Source organism: Azospirillum sp. UENF 211521, from assembly GCF_058780535.1.
This window is the reverse complement of record NZ_JBSNCF010000001.1, coordinates 2,630,581-2,646,901: the sequence shown is the minus strand read 5'-3', so window position 1 is coordinate 2,646,901 and position 16,321 is coordinate 2,630,581. Positions and strand designations below refer to the sequence as shown.

The following is a 16,321-nucleotide window of genomic DNA, read 5'->3' as shown; positions in this document are numbered from 1 at the left end:
ATGGCCCAGGTGGACATCGAGGTGAATGGGCGTGCCTACCGCGTCTTCTGCCAGGACGGCCAGGAGGCCCGCCTGCGCGAGCTGGCCGGCTTCGTGGACGCCAAGCTGAAGCAGGTGACCGGCGGCGGGAAATCCGGGTCGGAGGCGCAGATGCTCGTGCTGACCGCCATCGTCATGGCCGACGAGATGCAGGACGTCATGGCCGGCCGCGGCCTCGCCCCGCTGTCCACGGTCAATGAGGCCGAGGTGGCCGCCGCCGTGGACAATGTCGCTTTGCGCATCGAAGAGGTTGCCGCGCGGCTCGAGCGCGCTTAAGTTAGTGAATGGAAGGTCGCTGCCTGGTTCGTCAGGTCGCAATAATCCCCAGGGCCGATAATCTTAGACTCTCGGGAGCTGTCCCTGTCCGGACCCTGGTCCGGTTACACGGCGCCCACCTGCTCTGCAGGTCATGGAGGATAAGCAATGCCAACGGCCAAGGCGGCACCTTCCGCCTTTCCCCCGAATTTCCCCGACCTTTCCAGGCGACGATGACCGACCCGCGCGCGGCCAAGGATGCCGCCCGAGCCCAGGCGCGCGCCCGGCGCGATTCCCTCAGCGACGACCGGATGCGCGCTTTTGCCGCGGATGCCCTGCGCGACCGCTTCCTGGAGGCGCTGGTCCGGCCGGGGATTCTCCCCGATGGGCCGGTCGCCGGCTATTGGCCGCTCGGTTCGGAACTCGACGCGCGGCCTTTGCTGCTCCATCTTAGATCGGGTGGGATCAAGGCGGGCGGGCGCTCCATCGCGCTTCCGGTGTCCGGGCCGCGCGGGCAGGCGCTGACCTTCCGCGACTGGGACCCGGCGCTGCCGTTGGCCGCCGGCCGCTACGGCATCCAGGAGCCGGGCGCCGACCGGCCCGAGGTCGTGCCGGCGGTGCTGCTGGTGCCGATGCTGGCCTTCGACCGCAGCGGGCATCGGCTGGGCTACGGCGCCGGCTACTACGACCGGACGCTGGACGCCTTGCGCGCGATCCGCCCGGTCCTGGCGGTCGGCATGGCCTTCGCCGCTCAGGAGATGGACGCGGTGCCCCATGGGGCGCACGATGAGCGGCTCGATTGGATTCTGACGGAGCGCGAGACGCTCCGCTTTGCGCAGTGAAGGTTGGGGACGATGCGGCTTTTGTTTCTCGGTGATGTGGTGGGGCGGTCGGGACGCGACGCGGTGATCGCGCACATGCCGACATTGCGCGAGCGGCTCGACCCCGACCTGACCGTGGTCAACGGCGAGAACGCCGCCGGCGGCTTCGGCATCACCGTGAAGATCGCCGAGGAGTTCTTCGCCGCCGGCGTCGACGTGGTGACGCTGGGCAACCATTCCTGGGACCAGAAGGAACTGGTCGCGGCGATCGACCAGCAGCCGCGCATCATCCGCCCGCTGAACTACCCGGAAGGGACGCCGGGGCGCGGCTTCGTGCTGCTGCAGGCGCGGGGCGGGCGCAAGGTGCTGGTCATGAACGTGATGCTGCGCCTGTTCATGGACCCGATGGACGACCCCTTCGCGGCGGTGGACCGGGTGCTGCGCGCCCACCGGCTGGGCCCCAACGGCGCCGACGCCATCCTGGTCGACGTCCATGGCGAGGCGACCAGCGAGAAGATGATCATGGGCCATTTCTGCGACGGCCGCGCCTCGCTGGTGGTCGGCACGCACAGCCATGTCCCGACGGCGGACCATGTGGTGATGAGGGGCGGCACCGCCTATCTGACCGACGCCGGCATGTGCGGCGACTACGACAGCGCCATCGGCATGAAGAAGGAAGTCGCCATGGCCAAGCTGATCCGCAAGCTGCCGACCGAGCGATTGAGCCCGGCGGAAGGCGAGGGCACCGTCTGCGGCTGCTACGTCGAGACGGACGACCGCACCGGCCTCGCGACCAGCATCCAGCCGGTTCGGCTGGGCGGGCGGCTGAGCCAGTCCATGCCGGTCCGGGGCTGAGCGGCGCCGCCGGTTCCGGCCCTGCGGGGCGCAAAAGGGGCGCCCCAATACTGCCATATTGACTTTCTATATGGGTAGGTGTCGTCTCCGGCGCCGAAGGCGTGCGGTGGCGCACAAAGGCTGGTACATGTGTCCCACCGCTTTCCAAGCTGTTTCACAAGACCTTTGTCTCTTTGAATCCATCTGGGGCTCGTTCGACGCATGGCCGGTCATAGCCAATTCAAGAACATCATGCACCGCAAAGGCGCGCAGGACGCCAAGCGGTCGAAGATCTTCAACAAGCTCGCCCGCGAGATCACCGTGGCGGCCAAGGGCGGCCTGCCGGACCCGGCGGCCAACCCGCGCCTGCGCGCCGCGATCACCGCGGCCCGCGTGCAGAACATGCCGCGCGACCGCATCGACCGCGCGATCAAGCAGGGCACGCCCGGCGGTGGCGACGACGCGAACTACGACGAGGTGCGGTACGAGGGCTACGGTCCCGGCGGCGTCGCGCTGATCGTCGAGGCGCTGACCGACAACCGCAACCGCACGGCGTCGGAAGTGCGCTCGGCCTTCACCAAGTACGGCGGCTCGCTGGGCGAGACGAACTCGGTCAGCTTCATGTTCAGCCGCGTCGGCGCGATCTACTACCCGGCCGCCGCCGCGGCTGCGGACGCCGTGTTCGAGGTGGCTCTGGAAGCCGGCGCCGAGGATGTGGCGTCCGACGAGAACGGTCACGAGGTCACCACCACGGTGGAGAATTTCGCGATCGTGCGCGACGCGCTGGAGGCCAAGTTCGGCGGTGCGGAGAGTGCGCGCCTGACCTGGAAGCCGCTGAACACCGTCGCCCCGTCCGAGGACGCCGCCGCCAGCCTGATGAAGCTGCTGGACGTGCTGGAGGACAACGACGACGTCCAGACCGTCGAAGGCAACTTCGACATCTCCGACGAGCTGATGCAGAAGCTGACGGCCTGATTTCAGGCCGCGGAGCGGAGGGAACCGGGGTGCTTGGGCAGGCCGGAAGGAACGGGGCGGCGCAACAGCCGCCCGTACGCCTGTTGGGGCTGGACCCCGGCCTCCGCCACACCGGCTGGGGCGTCATCGACGTGTCCGGCAACCGGCTGACCCATGTGGCGGACGGCGCCGTCCATTCCGACGGCGACCGTCCGCTGGCCGAACGGCTGTGCCAGATCCACGACGCGTTGACCCAGGTGCTGGAGCGCTACCGCCCCGACGAGGCGGCGGTGGAGGAGACCTTCGTCAACAACAACGCGGTCTCCACGCTGAAGCTGGGGCAGGCGCGGGCGGTGGCCCTGCTGGTCCCGGCGCTGGCCGGGCTGTCGGTGGCGGAATACGCCAACAACATGGTGAAGAAGGCCGTGGTGGGGCAGGGCCGGGCCGACAAGACGCAGGTTCAGGCCATGGTGCGCCTGCTGCTTCCCGGCTGCACCATCACCACGCCGGACGCCGCGGACGCGCTCGCCGTGGCGATCTGCCACGCGCATCACCGCGCGAGCTGGCAGATGTGGCGGCGGGGGGGCGACCAATCCCTCTCCCGCCCCGGGAGAGGGTGGCCCGAAGGGCCGGGTGAGGGGGATGCGCGGCGCGGTGCGTCCGGCACACGCGCAACCCCCTCACCCCAACCCTCTCCCCAGAGGGGAGAGGGAGTATTGTTGCCGGTAGCAAAGGACAAGCCGGCGCCTTTGCACACCAATCGAGCCGTGCAAATGCGGCGCGATTCCACCGAGGTGGAAAAGATCATATGGCAACGTTTGCGGAACGCGCAGATGGGGGCCAAATTCCGTCGGCAGGAACCAATTGTCGGCTTCATCGTGGATTTCGTCGCGCACGACCATCGGTTGGTGATCGAACTGGACGGCGGACAGCACGCCGATCAGGCGCCCTATGACGAGCGCCGGACGCGCATGCTGGAACAGGCCGGCTTCCGTGTGCTGCGCTTCTGGAACAACGACGTGAACGACAATCTGGAAGGCGTTCTCGAAACCATCCGCACGGCGCTTTCCGCGACCACCGTGTTGCGCCGTGACCCCCTCCAGCGTTTGAGGGACAAGGAGAATTCCCCATGATCGCCAAGCTCACCGGTGTCGTGGATTCGGTCGGGACCGACTGGGTGGTGGTGGACGTCAACGGGGTCGGCTATCAGGTCGCCTGCTCCAACCGCACGCTGTCGCGCATGGCGGTGGGGGAGCGGCGGGCGCTGGTCGTCGAGACCTTCATCCGCGACGACCGGATCACCCTCTACGGCTTCGCCGATTCCGGCGAGCGCGACTGGTTCCGGTTGCTGACCACCATCCAAGGGGTCGGCTCGCGCCTCGCTTTGTCGATTCTCAGCGTGCTCGATCCCGATCAGCTCACCCGCGCCATCGCGGCGCAGGACAAGACGGCGCTCACCCGCGCCGACGGCGTGGGGCCGAAGGTGGCCGCGCGCATCGTCAACGAGTTGAAGGACAAGGTGGGCAACCTCACGCTCGGCGCCTCGGCCTCCGCCGCTCCGGCGGCGGGCGGCAAGGCGGCGCCGGCGGCGGGCGGCCCCGACAACATGGTCATGGCGGACGCCGTCTCGGCCCTCGTCAACCTCGGCTACGGGCGGTCGGAGGCGTTCGGCGCCGTCGTGGCCGCCGGGCGCAAGCTGGGCGACGGGGCCGGCGTGTCGGAGCTGATCCGCCATGGCCTTAAGGAACTCAGCCAATGACCGCCGACCAGAACGGCTCCGATCCTGACCGGCTGGTGCAGCCGGGGCGGGGCGCCGGCGATTCCGGCGAAGCCTCGATCCGTCCGCTCTCGCTCGCCGAGTTCATCGGCCAGCGGCAGGCGCGCGAGAACCTGTCGATCTTCATCCAGGCCGCCCGTTCCCGCGGCGAGGCGCTGGACCATGTGCTGCTGTTCGGCCCGCCGGGCCTGGGCAAGACGACGCTGGCCCAGATCGTCTCGCGCGAGCTGGGGGTGGGCTTCCGCGCGACCTCCGGTCCGGTCATCGCGCGGGCCGGCGACCTCGCCGCTCTGCTGACCAACCTGCAGCCGCACGACGTCCTCTTCATCGACGAGATTCATCGCCTTAATCCCGCCGTGGAAGAGGTGCTCTATCCCGCCATGGAGGATTTCCAGCTCGACCTCATCATTGGCGAAGGCCCGTCGGCGCGGTCCATCCGGATCGACCTGCCGCCCTTCACGCTGGTCGGCGCGACCACGCGCTCGGGCCTGATCACGCGCCCTCTGCGCGAGCGGTTCGGCATCCCCGTGCGGCTGCAGTTCTACGAGCCGGACGAGTTGGAGCTGATCGTCCGCCGCGCCGCGGCCGTGTTCAACATGCTCATCACGCCGGAAGGGGCGCGGGAGATCGCCAACCGCTCGCGCGGGACGCCGCGCGTGTCGGGGCGGCTGCTGCGCCGGGTGCGCGACTTCGCCTCGGTGGCCGGCGTGCCGGAGGTGGACGCGCGCATCGCCGACGCCGCCCTGACCCGGCTGGAGGTCGACCGGCTCGGCCTCGACAGCATGGACCGGCGCTATCTCGGCATCATCGCCAACAACTACAACGGCGGCCCGGTGGGCGTGGACACGCTGGGCGCAGCGCTCGGCGAGCAGCGCGACGTGCTGGAGGAGGTGGTGGAACCCTACCTGATCCAGCAGGGCTTCCTGCAGCGCACGCCGCGCGGGCGCATGCTGACCGACCAGGGCTTCCGCTATCTCGGCCTCAACCCGCCGTCGGCGCCGACCCGCCAGTTCGACCTGCTGGACCGGCTGTCGGAGGCCAACCCGGACCCGGAGGACGGCGATGTCTGACGGCCTTGGGGCGGCAAATCTCTCGGGCTGGTTTGACGAGAACGCGCAGCACAGGCTGCGCTTGCGGGTCTACTACGAGGACACGGACGCCGGGGGGCTGGTCTATCACGCCAACTACCTGCGCTTCTTCGAGCGGGCGCGCACCGAGATGCTGCGGCTGACCGGATTCACCAACGCCGGGCTGGCCGAAAGCGACGGTGTGTCATTTGCGGTACGACGGGCGGAGATCGATTTTGTCGCTCCCGCAAAGCTCGAGGATACGCTTGAAGTGGTGACGCGAATCACCGATACCGGCGGTGCCTCCTTCGCAGTTGCACAACTTGCCCGTCGCGACGGTCGCGACCTCGCGCGGGCGGAGATTCAACTGGCGATGATCAATTTGACCGGTAACCGGGCCGGACGTCCCGCGCGCCTTCCGGCGCCGGTCCGCGAGGCGCTCATCGATTTGTACAAAAGGCAGAAGCGAGACTGACTGCGATGGATCTGAATTCCGCCCAGGTGGTCGGGGCCGCGGCGAAGGCTCACGACATTACGATGTGGGGCCTGTTCTGGCAGGCCGACCTGATCGTCAAGGTCGTGATGCTGATGCTGCTGGTTGCCTCGGTGTGGTGCTGGGCCATCATCATCGAGAAGCTGATGCGCATCCGCCGCCTGAACGCGCAGGCGGACGCCTTCGAGGAGAGCTTCTGGTCCGGCGGCTCGCTGGACGCGCTGTACGACCGCATCGGCCAGAATCCGGCCGACCCGATGTCGGCGACCTTCGCCGCCGGCATGCGCGAGTGGCGCCACGCCGCCGACCGCGGCATCGGCTCCATGAAGGGCTCGCTGCAGCAGCGGGTCGAGCGCGTCATGTCGGTGACCATCGGACGCGAGATGCTGCGCGCCGAGCGCTACATGACCTTCCTGGCGTCGGTCGGTTCGACGGCCCCCTTCATCGGCCTGTTCGGCACGGTGTGGGGCATCATGAACTCCTTCACCTCCATCGCCGCGTCGGGCAACACCAGCCTCGCCGTCGTCGCCCCCGGCATCGCCGAGGCGCTGTTCGCCACGGCGCTGGGTCTCGTGGCCGCCATTCCCGCCGTGATCTCGTACAACAAGTTCACCACCGACCTCGGGCGCTACGCCGACCGGTTGGAGACCTTCTCGGGCGAGTTCTCGGCGATTCTGTCGCGCCACCTCGAGGAGCGGGGAGCCGCCTGACATGGGAGCCCAGCTCGCAGGAAAGGGCGGCCACGGTCGGGGCCGCCGCCGCGGATACCGCGCGATGGCCGACATCAACATGACGCCCTTCATCGACGTCATGCTGGTGCTGCTGATCGTCTTCATGGTCGCGGCACCGCTGCTGACCGTCGGCGTGCCGGTGGATCTGCCGAAGACCAACGCCGCCCCGCTGGAGGCGCAGAAGGACCCGCTGTTCGTGACCGTGCAGTCCGACGGCCGGGTCTATGTGCAGGAGACGGCGGTGGAGACGGCCAACATGGTGCCGCTGCTGATCGCCGTCACCAACAACAACCCAGACGCCCGCATCCTGGTGCGCGGCGACGCGAAGATCGCCTACGGCAAGATGCTGGAGGTGATGGGCACCATGAGCGCCGCCGGCTTCAAGAAGGTCGGGCTGGTCGCCGAAATGCCCAGCGGGCCGGGCGCCACCGGGCCGCGTGTCGGCGGCTCGGCGCAGCGCTGAGACGCCACGGCGAGTTGAAGGCTGACCCATGCGCAAACCCCTGATCGCCTCGGCAACGCTGCACGTCGCGCTGGTCGCGCTGTTCGTGCTCGGCATGCCGCCCAGCGATCGCAAGCTGGACATCCCCGAGTCCATCCCGATCGAGATCGTGGACATGGGCGAGGTGACCCAGGCCGCGCGCGTCGACAAGGGCGAGCCCAAGCCGTCGGCGCCCAAGCCGCCGGTCCCCGAGGCCAAGCCGAGCCCGCCGGCCCCCGCGCCGCCGGAACCGGCCAGCGAGCCGCCGCCCCCGCCGCCGCCCCGGCCCGAGCCGAAGGTTCCGGAGCCGCCCAAGGTGGCCCAGGTGACGCCGCCCCCGGCGCGCGAACCGCCGCCGCCGCCCAAGCCGGCGCCACCCCCGCCGCCGCCCGATCCGGAGCCGGCGCCGGTGGTCAAGCCGCCCGAGCCCAAGCCGGAACCGAAGCCGCAGCCTCCGAAGCCGGAGCCGCCCAAACCGGAACCGCCGAAGCCTGAGCCTCCCAAGCCCGAGCCCCCGAAGCCGGAGCCGAAGAAGCCCGAGCCGCCGAAGCCGGAACCGGCCAAACCGGAACCGCCCAAGCCCGAGCCGAAGAAGCCCGAGCCGGCCAAGCCGGAGACTCCGAAGGCCGAGCCGAAGAAACCGGAGAAGCCGCCGGAGAAGACCGACGCGCTGGCCGACCTTCTGAAGAACGTTCAGAAGAACGCCCCGGCCAAGCCGGCGGCGTCGGAGAGCAAGGCCGACGCCAAGCCGACCCAGCACGCCGCCGCATCGGCGGCGCCCTCAGGGGCGGCCAAGGCGGTGAACGGACCCGACAAGCCGTTCAAGCCGTCGGGCCGCGCCATCGACGGCATCCGCGGGGCTGTGAGCAAGAACTGGAACTTCGACCCGGGCCGCAAGGACGCCGGGAACATGCAGGTGGAGATCATCGTTGAGCTGGGCCGCGACGGTTCGGTCCTCAACGCGACGATCAACGAGAGGTACCGCTCCCGCTACATGTCGGACGCGGCCTTCCGGGCATCGGCCGACGCCGCGCTGCGCGCGGTGAAACGGGCCAGCCCCCTGCCGATCAGCGAGTTTTCCGGCGACTTCACGCCCGCCCGGTATGAAGAGTGGCGTTACTTCGTGTTCAATTTCGACCCGAGGGACATGTTCTGACGATGACGAAGAAGACGAGGCTCCTGCTGAAGGCCGCCGGCTGCGCCGGCGCCCTGCTGCTCGCCCTCGGCGTCGCGGCGCCCGCCCCGGCCCGCGCCGAGGTGCGAATCGACATCACCAAGGGCGTGGTCGAGCCGCTGCCGATCGCCATCACCAGCTTCGCCGGTGCCGGCGGGCGCGAGGCGCAGGTCGGCTCGGACATCTCCAAGGTGGTCGCCGCCGATCTGGAGCGGTCGGGCCTGTTCCGCCCGCTCGACCCCAAGGGCTTCCTGCAGACCCCCGACCAGCTCCGCTCCGGCGAGCCGCGGTATCAGGACTGGCGCGCCGTCGGCGCCCAGGCGCTGGTCGCCGGCAACACCACCGCCATGGGCGACGGCCGCATGAAGGTGGACTTCCGCCTGTGGGACGTGGCCGCCGGCCAGTACATGCAGGGGCTGAGCTACACCGCGACCGCCGACAGCTGGCGCCGCATCGCCCACATCGTCGCCGACGCCATCTACAAGCGGCTGACCGGCGAAGAGGGCTATTTCGACACGCGCATCGTCTATGTGGCCGAATCCGGCCCGGCCAACGCGCGCAAGAAGCAGCTCGCCATCATGGACCAGGACGGTGAGAACCATCAGTTCCTCACCGACGGCAAGAATCTCGTCCTGACGCCGCGTTTCTCGCCGGCGACCCAGGAAATCACGTACATGTCGTACTTCAACAAGAAGCCGCGCGTGTACTTGTTCAACATCGACAGCGGCCGCCAGGAAGTCCTCGGCGACTTCGTCGGCATGACCTTCGCCCCGCGCTTCTCGCCGGACGGCAACAAGGTCATCATGAGCATGGCGCAGAACGGCAACACCGACATCTACGCGCTCGACCTGCGGACCCGCCGCCAGACCCAGCTCACCGATTCGCCGGGCATCGACACCGGTCCCAGCTACTCGCCGGACGGCCAGCGCATCGTCTTCGAGTCGGACCGCGGCGGCAGCCAGCAGCTCTACATCATGAACGCGGACGGCTCGGGGCCGAAGCGCCTGACCTTCGGCGAGGGCCGTTACGGCACGCCGGTGTGGTCGCCGCGCGGTGACCTGATCGCCTTCACCCGCCAGCGGGGCAGCAACTTCGCGCTCGGCGTGATCCGTCCGGACGGCACCGGCGAGCGCATCCTGACCGAGTCGTTCCACGTGGAAGGCCCGACCTGGGCGCCGAACGGCCGCGTGCTGAGCTTCTTCCGCGACGTTCCGGCCGGCGACGGCCGCGGGCGAAGCGCGAAGCTCTACACCATCGACGTGACGGGCGCAAACGAACGCCGTGTGATCACTCCGCTCGACGGCTCCGATCCCGCATGGTCGCCCTTGATTCCCTAGTGGAGTAGCCCTATTTTGCGCGCGCAAGAACGACGCTCAAGACGAAGGCCGGAAGTCGGTACTTCCGTCGGGGTCTGGCGGAAGTCGGCGGCGTTCTTCCACCACAATCCGGTCAAAACATCTCGTGTCGCTTAGGGGGTCATTTAACATGCGTATCAAGTATCTGAGCCTGATCGCCGCCGTCGCTCTGGTCGCCGCTTGCGAAACCGCTCCGAAGGATGCCGGCAACGGCGCTGGCACCGGCACTGCCCAGACCAAGCAGATTCAGGGCGGCACCCAGGAAGACCTGGTCGTCAACGTCGGCGACCGCGTGTTCTTCGGTCTCGACCGTTACGACCTGGCTCCGGAGGCTCGCGCCACCCTGGATCGTCAGGCGTCCTGGCTGAAGCAGTACCCGAACGTCACCGTGACCGTCGAAGGCCACGCTGACGAGCGCGGCACCCGCGAGTACAACCTCGCCCTGGGTGAGCGCCGCGCCAACTCGGTGAAGAACTACCTCGTCGCCGGCGGCATCAACGCCTCGCGCGTCAAGGTCATCTCCTACGGCAAGGAGAAGCCGGCGGTCCTCGGCTCGAACGAGGCCTCCTGGGCGCAGAACCGCCGTGGCGTGACCGTCGTCGACTAACGACGGCGCCCGTCCGGGTTCCAAGGGAAACGCCGCTCCGGAGCGATCCGGGGCGGCGTTTTCTTTTGGGGTGTGGGGAAGGGTGCCTGAGCTTGGCGATCCTTTGCCCCCACCCCGACCCTTCCCCGCTGCGCGGGATAGGGGGCCTTATGCGAAGCGGCATCCATTCCCTCCCCTGCGCAGCGGGGGAGGGTTAGGGTGGGGGCAGAACGCAAAAAGCCACGCAAGCCGGGCAACGGCTGCGCTTCAGCATTCTCGAAGAAATCAGAAAGAGGGAGGATGGTGCTGCCAGAGAGGATTGAACTCTCGACCTCTCCCTTACCAAGGGAGTGCTCTACCACTGAGCTACGGCAGCGCCGGGACGGTGATGCTGGCCGGGAAGAACTTGCGGCCAACCGTCGAAGTGGCGCGGGTTATGCCACAGGCTTTGCCGCGATGCAAGCGGGGAAGAGCCTTTTCGCCAAAGAAAAATGGGCGGGGAAATCCCCGCCCATGGACACGCCCGGGATCATGCCCGCGCGTCCTCCGTCAGCCGGCCCCGGCCTCGCTCGGAGTGCCGCCGAAGGCGCTCGGCGGCGGCAGGACGGCCTCGGCGCGGAAGTCGGGGACGATGTTGGAGAGGATCGTCATCACCCGCTCCGCGTCGCCGGCGCGCGCCGCCGTCTCCAGCTCGCCCAGGGCGCGGTTGATGAGGGCGTAGTCGATGACCCGCGGCGAGGCGAGGAACACGCCGTCGGCCTCGGTGCGCGACGGCGCCTCCGCCGAGGTCAGGATCTCCTCGAACAGCTTCTCGCCGGGGCGCAGGCCGGTGAACTCGATCTTGATGTCCTCGCCGGGCCGGTAGCCGGCCAGCCGGATCATCTGCCGGGCGAGGTCAACGATCTTCACCGGCTCGCCCATGTCGAGCACCAGCACCTTGCCGCGCTCCTCCGCGCGGGCGACGCCGTGGGCCGAGGCCTGGAGCACCAGCTCCACCGCCTCGCGCACCGTCATGAAGTAGCGGCGCATGTCGGGGTGGGTGACGGTCAGGGGGCCGCCCTTGGCGAGCTGGCGGGTGAACAGCGGCACCACCGACCCGCTGGAGCCCAGCACGTTGCCGAAGCGGACGGTCATGTAGCGGGTCGCCGTCTCGCCGCCGTCGCGCGGCGGCAGCATGTCGAGCGCCTGGCAGTAGCACTCGGCGAAGCGCTTGGTGGCGCCCATCACGCTGGTCGGGCGGATCGCCTTGTCGGTGGACACCAGCACCATCGCCTGGCAGCCGTTGGCCCGCGCCGCGTCGGCGACGTTGCGGGTGCCGATGACGTTGGTCAGCGCGCCTTCCGCCGGGTTGGCCTCGACCAGCGGCACATGCTTCAGCGCGGCGGCGTGGAAGACCATGTGCGGGCGCTGCGCCTGGAACAGGCGGAAGATGCGGTCGCGGTCGCGCACGTCGGCGATGACCGCCTGGAGCGTCAGGGCGGGGAAGCGCTCCCGCACCTCCATCTCGATGCTGTAGAGGTTGAACTCCCCGGCATCGACCAGGGTCAGCGTTTCGGGTTCGAGGGCGGCGATCTGGCGGACCAACTCGCTGCCGATGGTGCCGCCCGCGCCGGTGACGACGACGCGCCGCCCGGTCACCAGACTGGCGATGGCGCCGCGGTTGAGAACCGCCTGGGGCCGGCCCAGCAGGTCCTCCAGCGCGATCGGCCGCACCTCGATCTTGCCTTCGCCCAGCGCCGACTTGAACTCGGTCAGGCTGGGCAGGCGGGCCATGGACAGGCCGAGCGATTCCGCCTGCTCCAGCAGGTCGCGCAGGACGGTGCCGGGCACGTCGGCCTGTCCCTTGGCGATGATCAGGCGCTGTGGGCGGTCGCCGCGCTGCGCCAGCTCCTCGACCACGCGGGGCAGGTCGTCGGGGCCGCCCAGCACGGGCACGCCGCGGATGGCGTGGCCGATGCGCCGGTTCTTGTCGTCCAGCAGGCCGACCGCGCGGTAGGCGGCCCCGGCGTTCTGATCGAGTGAGCGGATGAACAGCTCGGCCGCGTCGCTGACGCCGAGCAGGAGCACCGGGATGCGCGGGACGCCCCCCGACGCCGGATCGTGAAGGCCGAGGCGGCGGTCCTTGAGAAGCCGGTAGGCGAAGCGCGGCCCGCCCAGCAGGACGAGCTGCACGAACCACAGGATCACCGGCAGGGAGCGCGGCAGGGACTCCAGCCGGGTCAGCAGGAACATGACGGCGACGAAGCACAGCACGACCATCGTGACCGCGCGCAGAAGCTGCGCCAGATCGGGAACGGAGGCGTAGCGCCAGATGCCGCGGTACAGGCCGGACAGGCGGAAGACCACCGCCGCGATCAGCACCAGGATGGGAAGGCCCGTCAGCAGCGGGTCTCTGTATTCGTCGAACGCCTGCTGGCCCACGCGCAGATACAGCGCCACAACCAGGGAAACGGCCGTCATCGTCAGGTCGTGCAGGTAGACGAGGGACGCCCGCGGGGACGGGATGCGCATGCGCTTTACCTTGGAATATCGCTTTGCCGGGGCCGTTCCCTTTCGGGCAACCCGCGGCCATGATGGCCGTTCAGCCGCGCACAGCTTTGAACCATTCGGCGGTCAGGCGCAAGCCGTACGCAGGGTAGCAGGGCGGGCGCCAGTTCAGGGCGCGGCGGATGGCCCCGTCGTCGATCACCAGCGAGCCGGCGATGCGGTCGAGCATGGCCTCGCGCCGGGCCAGCCGCGCGGCGAGCGCCAGCAGGGACGGCGGCACGGGCAGAAGGCGCGCGGGCTTGTCCAACGCTTCCGCGATGGCCCGCACCAGCTCCGCCGTGGACATCGGACGCCCGTCATGGACCAGGAAGCGCCCGCCGGCCGCCTGCGGGTGGGTCAGGCACTCCTGGATGGCGTCGGCGAGGTTGCCGACGAAGATCAGGCTGCGCCGGTTCTCCAGGGATCCCAGCGGCAGGGGAATGCCGCGGTCCACCGCCTGCATCAGCCGCAGGAAGTTGCCGCCGACGCCGGGGCCGTAGACCAGCGGCGGGCGGATCACCGCGACCTCCAGCCCGGTGCGGGTGGAGATCTCGGCCAGGGCGCGCTCCGCCTCCAGCTTGGAGATGCCGTAGGGGGAATGCGGGTCGGGCTCGGTCTCCTCGCTCAGCTCGTCCGGACGGCTCTCGTCGGCCAGCGCCTTGACGCTGCTGAGATAGACCATGCGCTTGACGCCGGCCGCGGCGGCGGCCTCGGCCAGCACGCGGGTTCCGGCGGTGTTGACGCGGCGGAAGGCGGCCAGCGGGTCGGACTCGCGGTCGCGCATGACGTGGACGCGGGCGGCCAGATGGACCACCCCGTCCATGCCCTGGAGCGCGTTGCCCCAGGCGGTGGCCGGGCCGATGTCGCCGATGGTGACGGTCTCCGCCGCTTGCGGAACCGCAACGTCAGGGCGGCGAACCACGGCGCGCACGCTGTGCCCGCGCGCCACCAGCAGGGGAATGACCGTCCGTGCGACGAAACCGGTGGCCCCGGTGACCAGGACTCGCATCACGCCGCCGCCCGCACAGGCCGCGCCAGCAGCGCCAGCAGCAGAACGACCGCCGCGGCGCCCGCCGGGAGCACCACCCAGCCGAGCGCCAGCGACGCCACGGCCAGCAGCAGCAGCGCGACGTTCAACGTCAGAACCAGCCGGACCACCTGGGCGTGGCTGCGCCCGCGCTGGGTGGCCTTCTGATAGAAATGCTCGCGGTGGGCCTGCCAGACCTTCTTGCCCTCGGCCAGACGGCGCAGCAGGGTGACGGTGGCGTCGGCCAGGAAATAGGCGGGGATGAGCAGAGCCGCCACCCACAGCCCCGAGGCTGCCAGGGCCAGCAACAGCCAGCCCAGCGTGAAGCCCAACGGCACGCTGCCGACATCGCCCATGAAGAGCTTGGCGGGGTGCCAGTTCCACACCAGGAAGCCCAGCGCCGCCCCGGCCGCGGCCAGTCCATAGAGGGCCAGCGCCGGGTCGAGCGCGGCGAGCGTGGCGACCAGCGCCAGCCCGGCGCCGATGGACGCCGCCTCGCCGCCGGCCAGCCCGTCGATGCCGTCCATGAAGTTGAACAGGTTGACGAACCACAGCCAGCCGACCGCGGCCACCAGCCGGTCCGCCCAGAAGGGCAGCAGGCCCTGGAACACCAGCCCCTCTCCGGGAAGAGGGCCGCCGGGAAGCGTCCCACCGGGAAGCGCGGCCAGCCCGGCGACCACCGCGGCGATCTGGGCGAGGAACCGCGGCGCCGGACCCAGCCCGCGCCGGTCGTCCATCCAGGACACCGCCATCAGCGCGACCGTTCCGGCCAGGATCGGCAGCGCCCGCAGCGGATGGTCCGCCGTCATGGCGATGAGCGTCCAGGCGGGGAGGAGGGTGAGCATCACGCCCCAGCCGCCGCCGCGCGGCGTCGGGATGGAGTGGCTGGACCGGTCGTTCGGGTGGTCGAGGATCGCCTTGCGCCGCAGATAGGCGAGCACCCGCCCGGTGAGCAGCCAGGACAGGGCGAAGCTGCCGCAGAGGGCGAGAAACGGGGCCAGGGGGCTGGTCATGATGCCTCCGCGACCGGGGCCATGCCCGATTGGCTGGACTTCAGCAGGCGATGGTACAGTTCGACCGTCTTCGCGCCCACCCGGTCGGACGCCATGTCGGACTCGACGAGCCTCCGGCTGGCGGCGCCGAAGCGTTGGCGCAGGGCGGCGTCGCGCACCAGGGTTTCCAGGGCGTCGGCCAGGGCGGCGGCGTTGTCGGGCGGGACCAGCAGGGCGTTCTCGCCGGCGTGGGCCACCTCGCGGCAGCCCGGCACGTCGGTGGCGACGATGGCCCGCCCACAGGCCGCGGCCTCCAGCAGGCTTTTGGGCAGCCCTTCGCGGCGGGAGGCCAGCACGGCGATGTGGCAGCGTGCCCAGACCTGCCGCACGTCGGCGCTGTGGCCGGGCAACTCGACGCCGGGAAGGGCGGCCCAGCGGTCCAGCTCGGCCTGGGTCACGGAGGTCGGGTTCTCCGGATCGGGCGTGCCGGCCAGAAGGAGCCGGACGTCCAGCCCCCTGGTCCGCAGCATCTGCTGCGCCTCGACCAGCGGGCCGACGCCCTTGTCGGCGAGCAGGCGGGCGACGCAGCCCACCGTCACCGGCGGTTCGGGCGGCTCGGGAAGAACCTGATAATGGGTGGTGTCGATGCCGGAACCGCGGATGATCCAGGCCCGCTCGTCGGGCAGCAGGCCGGCGGCCACCAGCGTCCGGCGGTCATCGTCGTTCTGCAGGATGGTCAGGCTGTTCGGGCGCTTCAGCAGCGTCCGCAGCAGCGGCCGCGCCACCGCGCCGGCAACGCGGGACTTGAGTCCGCCGGTGCCGATGAAGGCGGAGCCCAGCCCGGTCAGCGCGTTCACCACCGCCGGCACCCCGGCCAGCCCGGCGGCCAGCCCGCCGAGAAGAACCGGCTTCATGGCGACATGGTGGACCAGATCCGGTGCCTCCCGCCGGTACAGCGCGGCGATCTCCGCCACGGCGGACAGGGCGCCCGCCGGGTTGATGCTGCGCCGCTGCCAGGACAGCGGCAGCACGCGGAAGCCCTCCGCCTCGATGCGCGGGCCGTGCTGGGCGACGCGGGTGGCGACGGCGACCTCGAACCCGGCCTCGCGGGCGGCGCGGGCCATGGGCAGGCGGTGGGACCAGAAATACCAGTCCTCCGTCACCAGATAGATCAGCTTCCGGCGGGCCGTTGCGGCGCGGGGGTTCACG

Annotated in this window: 17 protein-coding genes, 1 tRNA gene, 1 other RNA gene and 1 pseudogene; 15 read left to right on the top strand and 5 right to left on the bottom strand. The window is 69.9% G+C overall.

The features are described 5' to 3' along the window. The 15 genes and pseudogenes from ACWPN5_RS12475 (at position 1) to pal (ending at position 10,588) form a co-directional block, all read left to right on the top strand. Positions 1–315, top strand: coding sequence for a cell division protein ZapA (locus tag ACWPN5_RS12475; protein WP_014240504.1), 315 nt, complete (start codon positions 1–3; stop codon positions 313–315). A gap of 13 nt (positions 316–328) precedes the next feature. After that, positions 329–488, top strand: a non-coding RNA gene (ssrS, locus tag ACWPN5_RS12470) — 6S RNA. A 39-nt stretch (positions 489–527) separates the two neighbouring features. Then, positions 528–1,136 carry a 5-formyltetrahydrofolate cyclo-ligase gene (locus tag ACWPN5_RS12465; protein ID WP_145686980.1) on the top strand — a complete coding sequence of 203 codons (609 nt, stop codon included), beginning with the start codon at positions 528–530 and terminating at the stop codon, positions 1,134–1,136. Positions 1,137–1,148: 12 nt separating this feature from the next. After that, on the top strand, positions 1,149–1,970 hold the full coding sequence (locus ACWPN5_RS12460; RefSeq protein WP_492295604.1) for a TIGR00282 family metallophosphoesterase: 822 nt from the start codon (positions 1,149–1,151) through the stop codon (positions 1,968–1,970). A 201-nt stretch (positions 1,971–2,171) separates the two neighbouring features. Beyond that, complete coding sequence (locus ACWPN5_RS12455; protein ID WP_014240508.1) at positions 2,172–2,924, top strand: YebC/PmpR family DNA-binding transcriptional regulator; 753 nt, start codon at positions 2,172–2,174, stop codon at positions 2,922–2,924. 29 nt (positions 2,925–2,953) lie between these two features. Further along, positions 2,954–3,490 (top strand): annotated as a pseudogene (gene ruvC, locus ACWPN5_RS12450) (crossover junction endodeoxyribonuclease RuvC); the annotation flags it as partial. Next, positions 3,473–4,036 (top strand): endonuclease domain-containing protein, encoded by a 564-nt coding sequence (locus ACWPN5_RS12445; protein WP_492296383.1) that lies wholly within the window; start codon positions 3,473–3,475, stop codon positions 4,034–4,036. The pseudogene ruvC and the gene ACWPN5_RS12445, both read left to right, overlap by 18 nt. Further along, a complete protein-coding gene (ruvA, locus tag ACWPN5_RS12440; protein ID WP_492295602.1) occupies positions 4,033–4,662 on the top strand; it encodes a Holliday junction branch migration protein RuvA in 630 nt (209 codons plus the stop codon). Before ACWPN5_RS12445 ends, ruvA begins: the two co-directional genes overlap by 4 nt. Beyond that, positions 4,659–5,750, top strand: a complete 1,092-nt coding sequence (gene ruvB / locus ACWPN5_RS12435; protein WP_014240511.1) for a Holliday junction branch migration DNA helicase RuvB — start codon at positions 4,659–4,661, stop codon at positions 5,748–5,750. Before ruvA ends, ruvB begins: the two co-directional genes overlap by 4 nt. Then, positions 5,743–6,222, top strand: a complete 480-nt coding sequence (gene ybgC / locus ACWPN5_RS12430; RefSeq protein ID WP_145686971.1) for a tol-pal system-associated acyl-CoA thioesterase — start codon at positions 5,743–5,745, stop codon at positions 6,220–6,222. The genes ruvB and ybgC overlap by 8 nt, the downstream gene beginning before the upstream one ends. 5 nt (positions 6,223–6,227) lie before the next feature. Further along, entirely contained in the window at positions 6,228–6,950 is a 723-nt protein-coding gene (tolQ, locus tag ACWPN5_RS12425; RefSeq protein ID WP_109069625.1) for a protein TolQ, read from the top strand. A gap of 1 nt (position 6,951) precedes the next feature. Continuing rightward, the gene (gene tolR / locus ACWPN5_RS12420; protein WP_014240514.1) at positions 6,952–7,434 is read left to right on the top strand and encodes a protein TolR; all 483 of its coding nucleotides are present in this window, start codon (positions 6,952–6,954) and stop codon (positions 7,432–7,434) included. 28 nt (positions 7,435–7,462) lie between these two features. Beyond that, positions 7,463–8,608, top strand: coding sequence for an energy transducer TonB (locus tag ACWPN5_RS12415; RefSeq protein ID WP_145686969.1), 1,146 nt, complete (start codon positions 7,463–7,465; stop codon positions 8,606–8,608). 2 nt (positions 8,609–8,610) lie between these two features. Continuing rightward, positions 8,611–9,963: a Tol-Pal system beta propeller repeat protein TolB gene (gene tolB / locus ACWPN5_RS12410; RefSeq protein WP_094307343.1), complete on the top strand. Its 1,353-nt coding sequence runs from the start codon at positions 8,611–8,613 to the stop codon at positions 9,961–9,963. Positions 9,964–10,111: 148 nt separating this feature from the next. After that, entirely contained in the window at positions 10,112–10,588 is a 477-nt protein-coding gene (gene pal / locus ACWPN5_RS12405; protein ID WP_145686967.1) for a peptidoglycan-associated lipoprotein Pal, read from the top strand. Between the two features lie 280 nt (positions 10,589–10,868). Here pal and ACWPN5_RS12400 read toward each other — a convergent pair. From ACWPN5_RS12400 to ACWPN5_RS12380, 5 genes are all read right to left on the bottom strand, one after another. Further along, a tRNA-Thr gene (locus ACWPN5_RS12400) sits at positions 10,869–10,943 on the bottom strand. A 173-nt stretch (positions 10,944–11,116) separates the two neighbouring features. Then, positions 11,117–13,078 carry a polysaccharide biosynthesis protein gene (locus tag ACWPN5_RS12395; protein WP_492295598.1) on the bottom strand — a complete coding sequence of 654 codons (1,962 nt, stop codon included), beginning with the start codon at positions 13,076–13,078 and terminating at the stop codon, positions 11,117–11,119. Positions 13,079–13,148: 70 nt separating this feature from the next. Further along, positions 13,149–14,102 carry an NAD-dependent epimerase/dehydratase family protein gene (locus ACWPN5_RS12390; protein ID WP_145686963.1) on the bottom strand — a complete coding sequence of 318 codons (954 nt, stop codon included), beginning with the start codon at positions 14,100–14,102 and terminating at the stop codon, positions 13,149–13,151. Then, complete coding sequence (locus ACWPN5_RS12385) at positions 14,102–15,133, bottom strand: MraY family glycosyltransferase (RefSeq protein ID WP_492295596.1); 1,032 nt, start codon at positions 15,131–15,133, stop codon at positions 14,102–14,104. The genes ACWPN5_RS12390 and ACWPN5_RS12385 overlap by 1 nt, the downstream gene beginning before the upstream one ends. After that, positions 15,130–16,320 carry a glycosyltransferase family 4 protein gene (locus ACWPN5_RS12380; RefSeq protein ID WP_492295594.1) on the bottom strand — a complete coding sequence of 397 codons (1,191 nt, stop codon included), beginning with the start codon at positions 16,318–16,320 and terminating at the stop codon, positions 15,130–15,132. Before ACWPN5_RS12380 ends, ACWPN5_RS12385 begins: the two co-directional genes overlap by 4 nt. Between the last annotated feature and the right edge of the window lies 1 nt (position 16,321).

Excerpts from the sequence above, each read along its gene's own strand:
- ACWPN5_RS12475 (WP_014240504.1), top strand. The coding sequence starts at position 1 with ATGGCCCAGGTGGACATCGAGGTGAATGGGCGTGCCTACCGCGTCTTC.
- ACWPN5_RS12465 (WP_145686980.1), top strand. The coding sequence starts at position 528 with ATGACCGACCCGCGCGCGGCCAAGGATGCCGCCCGAGCCCAGGCGCGC.
- ACWPN5_RS12460 (WP_492295604.1), top strand. The coding sequence starts at position 1,149 with ATGCGGCTTTTGTTTCTCGGTGATGTGGTGGGGCGGTCGGGACGCGAC.
- ACWPN5_RS12455 (WP_014240508.1), top strand. The coding sequence starts at position 2,172 with ATGGCCGGTCATAGCCAATTCAAGAACATCATGCACCGCAAAGGCGCG.
- ACWPN5_RS12445 (WP_492296383.1), top strand. The coding sequence starts at position 3,473 with ATGTGGCGGCGGGGGGGCGACCAATCCCTCTCCCGCCCCGGGAGAGGG.
- ruvA (WP_492295602.1), top strand. The coding sequence starts at position 4,033 with ATGATCGCCAAGCTCACCGGTGTCGTGGATTCGGTCGGGACCGACTGG.
- ruvB (WP_014240511.1), top strand. The coding sequence starts at position 4,659 with ATGACCGCCGACCAGAACGGCTCCGATCCTGACCGGCTGGTGCAGCCG.
- ybgC (WP_145686971.1), top strand. The coding sequence starts at position 5,743 with ATGTCTGACGGCCTTGGGGCGGCAAATCTCTCGGGCTGGTTTGACGAG.
- tolQ (WP_109069625.1), top strand. The coding sequence starts at position 6,228 with ATGGATCTGAATTCCGCCCAGGTGGTCGGGGCCGCGGCGAAGGCTCAC.
- tolR (WP_014240514.1), top strand. The coding sequence starts at position 6,952 with ATGGGAGCCCAGCTCGCAGGAAAGGGCGGCCACGGTCGGGGCCGCCGC.
- ACWPN5_RS12415 (WP_145686969.1), top strand. The coding sequence starts at position 7,463 with ATGCGCAAACCCCTGATCGCCTCGGCAACGCTGCACGTCGCGCTGGTC.
- tolB (WP_094307343.1), top strand. The coding sequence starts at position 8,611 with ATGACGAAGAAGACGAGGCTCCTGCTGAAGGCCGCCGGCTGCGCCGGC.
- pal (WP_145686967.1), top strand. The coding sequence starts at position 10,112 with ATGCGTATCAAGTATCTGAGCCTGATCGCCGCCGTCGCTCTGGTCGCC.
- ACWPN5_RS12395 (WP_492295598.1), bottom strand. The coding sequence starts at position 13,078 with ATGCGCATCCCGTCCCCGCGGGCGTCCCTCGTCTACCTGCACGACCTG.
- ACWPN5_RS12390 (WP_145686963.1), bottom strand. The coding sequence starts at position 14,102 with ATGCGAGTCCTGGTCACCGGGGCCACCGGTTTCGTCGCACGGACGGTC.
- ACWPN5_RS12385 (WP_492295596.1), bottom strand. The coding sequence starts at position 15,133 with ATGACCAGCCCCCTGGCCCCGTTTCTCGCCCTCTGCGGCAGCTTCGCC.